Source organism: Epilithonimonas caeni DSM 17710, from assembly GCF_000426465.1.
Lineage (GTDB): Bacteria > Bacteroidota > Bacteroidia > Flavobacteriales > Weeksellaceae > Epilithonimonas > Epilithonimonas caeni.
This window is the reverse complement of the sequence record NZ_AUFK01000005.1, coordinates 1-3,855: the sequence shown is the minus strand read 5'-3', so window position 1 is coordinate 3,855 and position 3,855 is coordinate 1. Positions and strand designations below refer to the sequence as shown.

The window sequence follows — 3,855 nt, the reverse complement described above, 5'->3', positions numbered from 1 at the left end:
GCCTTTGGACTTGTACTTCCTTTGATGATTTTCATAATTCTTTGTGTTTTTATTCAACCTCAAATGAATCCTCTCCATTTATTTCTTCCTGAAACTCCTCAAAATTCATCACAGGATTATAAATCTCTTGTTCTCTCGCATCTGCTTTCTTTACATGGCTTTTCCAGCTTCACTTTATTGTGGGTTTTTATTTCACCAACATATTTGAAACACTTTTATGAATTTCAATATTTTAAGTACTCATTTTTCGGTTTTCTAGAGAAATTGCTATTCCAACTATGAGGTCAAAGAACGATTTTTATGAAATTATGATATGTAAATTACTGATTTAAAAACTAAAATTTTCTGTCAACACGTTTGATACATTACCAGAAACTCATCAAAGTATTATTAGATGCGTATTCGGACAAACTAAAAGTTACTTCAGCATGACCATTTTTATCTACATTTTTGATGTGCTCTAAATTTCCACTATCAAATTATTTATCAGAACATTTTATAAGATTAGCAATCCTGTTTTTATTATTGAAAGGATTTTCCGTTTGAATGTATTTCTTTCCTTTTTTATAATAAAAACCAAACCACTCAATATTTATTTTTGAATCATCAATAATTTCCATAAGCCCAACAGCTTTTTTATCATCTAAATTATCCCAATTTTGCATTTCTTCTGGAAGATGAATAATTGGAGGAAAATCGGTGAAATAAAATTTATATTTATTAACATCTATTTTCTTAAGTTGGGCATTCATTGAAAATCTATCTATAACTGTAAATTGTGCGTTGGTAATAGTTGATGAAAGTGACATGTAATTTTCTGAACTACAATCTGAAGACCAAACACCATCAATTTTTTCTATTGGTATTGATATATTATTGCTTTGAGGCTCTGATTTATCTTTTTGATTAAGATTAATCATTGAATTTAGTTCTGATAATTTTGTTATATTTTTTTCATTAGAACCATCACTAACATTTTTTTCTTTGAGAAATTGCCAATCCTTTTTTTCTTTATTATATAAATAATAAGTTTTTGTATAAGGATAGATATAATCAAGGTTTTTTTTATCAATGAATTTTGCAGGTATATGTTCAGCAATTATTTCGTAATCTTTTAAGCTTGGATCTAACTTTTTCTTAATAATTTCATCCAAATCATCGAAATATTTATCATCTGGATTGTCGCTAGACTCTACACCGTTTTTAAAATCAAATCCAAGCCATTCTATTTGTTTTTCAACATTTTTATTTATAAAATTTACTGTTAAATCCCCAATATCTTTACCTGTATATGTATAAATAGGATGATCTGAATCTGGACTTAATTGATAACCATGAAAATATTTTTTATCAAATAAATCAGGAATTATTTTATTATTAGCCTTTTCAATATTCGAAGTGGTACTATTTTTATTTTCCTGTCCATTACAGGAGATTACTCCCATCATTAAAATAAAAAAATAAAAAATACTAATCAATTTTTTCATAATGTATTTCCTTTATTATCAAATTTAGATTTCATATAATTTTCAGGATTTAAATCTGCATTTATTTTACATCGTTGTTTACCGTTTGTTCCTCCTGTAGTTGAGTATGAAGTTCCTGCTTCCACATGAACGTGTCGATGTTTCACTTCAACATGCATCGCATTCCCCGTACTTCCAGATAAACCAATTACTTTATCATGTTTAACCAGTTCACCAACTTTAACATTTACTTTAGATAAATGTGCATAAAAATGATATACGGTTTTTCCTTCCTTATCTTTTGATTTAATAGTTATTGTGTTTCCGTAGCTGGTTGGACTCTCATATCCTTTAACATAATCATTTTGTGGAAGATCTGTTCTTATATGAACTACTTCACCACACATCATAGAATGCACTTCGGTTCCTACAACTGCTAAAATATCTGTTCCACTATGATAATATTTTTTGCCGTTTGCCTTGGTTCGTGGTTCATTTTTATATCTATTATGATTTTTATTTCCACTTTGGTCATTAATTTTAGGGTCTGGAATCACGTCTGAATATTCGAAACATTGTGAACAATCTTCAGAACATTTACTATCTAAATTTACTGGTGTGTCTTTTGCTCCACCTCCACAACATCCATATCCAAATTCTTTTAAAAATCCTTTTTTTAAATGTAAATCTTTACTTGTTGCTACGAGTTCTTCTTTTAAATATTTCTCATAAATTGCTTTTACAGCTTCAAAAGTGTATGCTGAACTTTGTTGACCATAAGGAGAATCGGGTAAACTTGCCCAACACAAACTGGAAATCAATGCCGCTCTTTTAATATCATCATCAATAATCATTTGTATAATATCTCCTTGTTGTCCTTTAAATCTTTTTCGCCATTCTCTTGCCTTATCTTCTTTTACCGTGTCATGGATTTTTTTCTCCTTGTTTTTCCAAATAGTTGGATTATAAAAACTATCTGATCTGTCTTGCAGATAATTATGTTTCATGATTGCCAAACAAAATCTATCTTGAGATTCTTGATCAAAACTTGAAATATTATATTTTTTAGCAAGATCTATCTTTTCAGAATAATGCCATTTTTTATCTTTACCTTGATAATATCCAGTTAAATTTTTCCATGTATCTGTCATTATTTGGTAGGCACCTGCTGCAGAAGATGAATAGCCTCCTGCTTTAATTACTTCTTCTGGATGTTTACTCATATCAGAGAATTGCTTTCCACTATATTGAGTAGTATAACCAATCTCTTTTTCTGTTCCTTCTTTTACTCGTAGCATCCTCATAAATGCTCTTATTTTAGCTTCGCATTCACAAATATTATTTTTTTCATTTTTCTTCTTTTCTTGGTCATTTCTTTTCACAATCGCAGGAGATTTTCCGTTGTTTTCAGGTGGCGGATTCGTTCCAAATCCTTTCGCCTTTACAGATTCCTGCTTTATTACTTCATCCTTTACATCTCGTTGTACAGAATATTTCGTTGCCGCACCATATCCTTTTACTAAAAGATAATACTCATGCTCCAAACCTTCAAAGGGACTTGCTCCCGCTTTAATCCTCCAGGCAGGATCCAATATCATCGAAAATTCCACTACTCCTTTTGTATTGTTTACTTTATACGATTTTTCGGTTCCCCATATATTAACATTTGAAGAGGCATCATGTCCTGTTGAAGAAACCGTATCTCTTTCCCATAAACTCACCTTCAACGTTTCTCCAAACATATTGGTCGTATTGATTCTTACATTTACACTTTGCCCGTATTTCGGAATATCCTTCAATGGTTTCCAGTTTGAATCAAAAAAGACAATGGATTCAATATTTCTTTTCCCCGGAACAGGCATTATAATTAATCCCGGAGGTGTTTTCTTTTCTGGTGATTTTAGATAGGCTTCTATCAGCATTTTTTTTCCATACCATTTTTCGGGTAATGTATAGGGAACTTTTCTGCCCGTTTTCAAAGGTCCTTTCAGTTCTCTCCAACTTCCATTATCTTCCTGTACATACAATTTCCATTTGATATCATTTTCATTATTAACAACCGTTCCATTATAGTATGAAGAAACTTCATAATAAGTCGTTTCGCCAACTTTGGGAAGTGTATTTCCTTTTACTGATTTTACTCCTTTTGCCATCGTTTATGTTTTTATTGATAATCGTAATCATCGCTTATTTCCTCCTGAAACTCCTCAAAATTCATCACAGGATTATATATTTGTTGTTCTCTTGCATCTGCTTTCTTTACATGGCTTTTTCCAGCTTCACTTTGCTGCCCGTGTTTGAAAATGGTAATCTTTCCACCCGTTGCACACATCAGTTCGGAAAGCTCCGTTACACAGCTTTTGCCCATTACTTTCACCTTATCGTAGGT

General features: G+C 31.1%; 3 protein-coding genes. All 3 read right to left on the bottom strand.

Translation table 11 applies throughout. The features are described from left to right. Positions 1-479 precede the first annotated feature (479 nt). Positions 480-1,487, bottom strand: coding sequence for an RNA-binding protein (locus K319_RS0101150; protein WP_027381952.1), 1,008 nt, complete (start codon positions 1,485-1,487; stop codon positions 480-482). Then, entirely contained in the window at positions 1,484-3,619 is a 2,136-nt protein-coding gene (locus K319_RS0101145; RefSeq protein WP_027381951.1) for a peptidoglycan DD-metalloendopeptidase family protein, read from the bottom strand. The genes K319_RS0101150 and K319_RS0101145 overlap by 4 nt, the downstream gene beginning before the upstream one ends. 11 nt (positions 3,620-3,630) lie before the next feature. After that, positions 3,631-3,855 (bottom strand): PAAR-like protein (locus tag K319_RS0101140; RefSeq protein ID WP_027381950.1); only part of this gene is annotated, 225 nt, incomplete at its 5' end.